3 protein-coding genes and 1 pseudogene are annotated in these 2,814 nt (G+C 62.0%); 2 read left to right on the forward strand and 2 right to left on the reverse strand.

What is annotated here, in order from left to right; translation table 11 throughout:
* Both VM94_RS29185 and VM94_RS21110 read left to right on the forward strand, forming a co-directional pair.
* Positions 1-180, forward strand: a pseudogene (locus tag VM94_RS29185) (XrtA/PEP-CTERM system exopolysaccharide export protein); the annotation flags it as partial.
* A gap of 200 nt (positions 181-380) precedes the next feature.
* Entirely contained in the window at positions 381-1,127 is a 747-nt protein-coding gene (locus tag VM94_RS21110) for an N-acyl amino acid synthase FeeM domain-containing protein (protein ID WP_046685200.1), read from the forward strand.
* Positions 1,128-1,131: 4 nt separating this feature from the next.
* Here VM94_RS21110 and VM94_RS21115 read toward each other — a convergent pair whose 3' ends face one another.
* Positions 1,132-1,902, reverse strand: coding sequence for a S1 family peptidase (locus VM94_RS21115; protein WP_046685201.1), 771 nt, complete (start codon positions 1,900-1,902; stop codon positions 1,132-1,134).
* Positions 1,899-2,814 (reverse strand): hypothetical protein (locus VM94_RS21120; RefSeq protein WP_200899246.1); only part of this gene is annotated, 916 nt, incomplete at its 5' end. The genes VM94_RS21115 and VM94_RS21120, both read right to left, overlap by 4 nt.

Consider the following 2,814-nt stretch of genomic DNA (forward strand, 5'->3'; position numbering starts at 1 on the left):
GCCGTGGGCGGCATCACCGATTTCGCGGCCGGCAACAAGGCCAGCATCATCCGCGTGCGCGAAGGCAACCAGCAGCAGTTGCGCGTGCGACTCGACGATTTGCTGAAGGACGGCGATATTTCCGCCAACGTCATGATGCGGCCGGGCGACGTGTTATTGATCCCGGAAAGCTTTTTTTGACAGCAGCCTCGGCAATATCAAAACAGCACTTATATTTGTCATTTTGTACTTGAAGGCAAATTTCAGCGTGCCATTTTGCTATCTAAAGGCGAATTTCTTCTGTTTTTTTAGATATTGCTGGGAACTTCTCCAGTTTTTCTCTTGTCACAAGGCATTGGCTTCAGTCCGTCTCGACGGCGGCCGATGAACGTGAGGACAAGATGAGCTTTGAAGATGAACCCATAATTTCCTTTGACACGCCAGGTGCCTTCAGCGACCTGGTGGTGGGCGAGGGGCAGATCGACCCGGCCATGGAGCACGAGCTCGACCTGCAGCGCTTTCATATCCGCATGGCCAATTCGCGTGGCCGGCGCGAAGCGGCCAGTTTGCTGATCCGCAAGATGTACGGCTGGCGCGGCTATGCCGTCGATCCCGGCACGGCGCATGCGCTGAATAAAATCACGCTGTTTGCGGAAACGGCCGGCACCACCGTCGGCACCATGACCTTGTGCCTCGACAATGACGAGACGGGCTTGCCCGCCGATGAAAACTTCCGCGACAAGCTCGACGTCCTGCGCGAGCAGGGCCGACGCCTGTGCGAACCGTCGCGCCTGGCCATCGACAAGGGCGTGAGCAAGCGCGTGTTTGCGGCGCTGATTCATATTTCTTATATCTATGCCCACAATATTCACGGCTTTACGGATTACGTGATTGAAGTCAACCCGCGCCACGTGGTGTTTTACAAGCGCATGCTGGGTTTCCAGGACTTCGGCGGCGAGCGCGAGTGCACGCGCGTGGGGGCGCCGGCCGTGCTGCTACGGCTGGACCTCGATTACATGGGGGCCCAGATCCGCAAATACGGAGGCCTGATGGAACAGCATGGGGGTGAACGGTCGTTTTACCCCTTTTTTTTCCCAACATGGGATGAGCCTGGTATTACCGACAGGCTGAGGCAGGGACGCAACTGATTATCTATTTATTCTTCAGCAAGATCGTCTGCATGTGGTTGCCTGGTATCGCGTAAGTGATGCCGCTGGGCGCGCTGATGGCCGCCTCTTTGAGGCCCTTGACGTAGACCATGTTGACGATGCCATAGACGAGACCGGTTTCGGGATCGAACAAGGGGCTGCCGCTGCTGCCCGGATACGCCGTCGCGTCCAGCTGGAACACGGTGTACGGCGCCTTTTGCAGTTGCGCCAGGCGTCGGACGTCGAGGCGCTGCGCGTTTTCGCTGGGCATGACCACGGGTGTCAGCGATGACACGGTGGCGCGGTGCGTCACGTGGCGCAAACCGAGCAAGGTACCCAGGGGAAATCCCGTAAAGGCCATGGCCTGGCCTTCGCGCACCGTGGCCGCGTCGCCCAGCGCCAGGGCCGGCAAGGGCGCGCCTGCCAGGCGCAGCAAGGCCAGGTCGTGTTCCGTGTCGACCGCCTGGACCTTGGCGGGGCGAAATTGCGTCACGTCGCCCTGGCCCGTGAGTATGCCGATGATTTCGTTCGGATTGGCGTCGAGCAGTTTCTGAATCACATGGGCGCAAGTGAGCACGCTCAAGCCATCGCCCGCCACGAAACCCGTGCCGATGAAATTCATCGGCGGCGTGCGTGTCTTTTGCAGGCTGCCCACGCCGACGATCGATGGTTTTACGCGCGCGATGACTTGCGCCAGGGATTCGTCGGCCCGGCAGGGCGCGCTGGCCAGCAGCAAGGCAAGGCAGGACAGCAGGGCGGAGGGCAGGGTTTTCATGGCGGCGTGCTTTCAATGGAGGGGGATGGCACGGGCTGCAGCAGCGCGCACAGCAGCATCAGATAGCACAGCAGGGCGATGCGCGGCACGTCGAGCAGGCTGTCGAACAGGCCCACGACGAGAAAACCCAGCAGGGCGGCGGCGCACGCCAGCGCACCGGAATCGCCGCGCGCGGCCTGGCGCAGCAGGCGCGTACCGGCCACGGCCAGCAGGGCCAGCATCGACAGGGCGCCGCACCAGCCCGTTTCCACCAGCAAATGCAAGGCCATGCTCTTGATATGCCATGGCAAGTGATGGTGGTCGCTGCTGAAAAACCAGTAATTATTAGCCTGCGTAAAGCCCCCGTTGGCGATTAATTCCTCGCCGCCCGGTGCGCGCAAGCTCAGATTGTCGACTTCGAGCACGGACGAGGTGGCCGTGCCGCTGGCCGCCAGTTCCAGCTGCACGGGCGGACGCAGCAGCCAGGCGCCGGTACCCAGCCAGGCGCTGTCGAACGGCACTTCATAGTGTTGCCAGGCCGCTACCGGATTGCCGAGCTGCGCAGGATGCAGTCGCAGCGGGACATTCACGCAGCCTTGTGCATACAGCAATTGCCGCTGGCACAGGCGCACCAGCAGCACGGGCATGGGACCCGTTCGCCGCACGTCAAGCGCCAACGTGTAGCGCGTGGCGGGCTGCACGGTCAGGCGTTGCAGCAGCCGCAGCAGCTCGCCATAGCCGGCGCTGTAGCCGGGACTGGCCAGGCGCACATACCGGTTTCCCCCTTCGTCCGCATACGCGATGCTGGCCGGCACCTCGCGCTGGGGATTGTGCCAGTAATATGTAGCGGGAAAGCTGCCGCTACCCATGCCGAACAGGCGGTCGCCCCAGTCGGACGGCTGCATGGCCAGCGCCTGCCGCCAATGGCGCAGG

It is taken from the genome of Janthinobacterium sp. KBS0711 (assembly GCF_000988085.1).
In the GTDB taxonomy this organism is placed as follows: domain Bacteria; phylum Pseudomonadota; class Gammaproteobacteria; order Burkholderiales; family Burkholderiaceae_D; genus Janthinobacterium; species Janthinobacterium lividum_E.

Excerpts from the sequence above, each read along its gene's own strand:
- VM94_RS21110 (WP_046685200.1), top strand. The coding sequence starts at position 381 with ATGAGCTTTGAAGATGAACCCATAATTTCCTTTGACACGCCAGGTGCC.
- VM94_RS21115 (WP_046685201.1), bottom strand. The coding sequence starts at position 1,902 with ATGAAAACCCTGCCCTCCGCCCTGCTGTCCTGCCTTGCCTTGCTGCTG.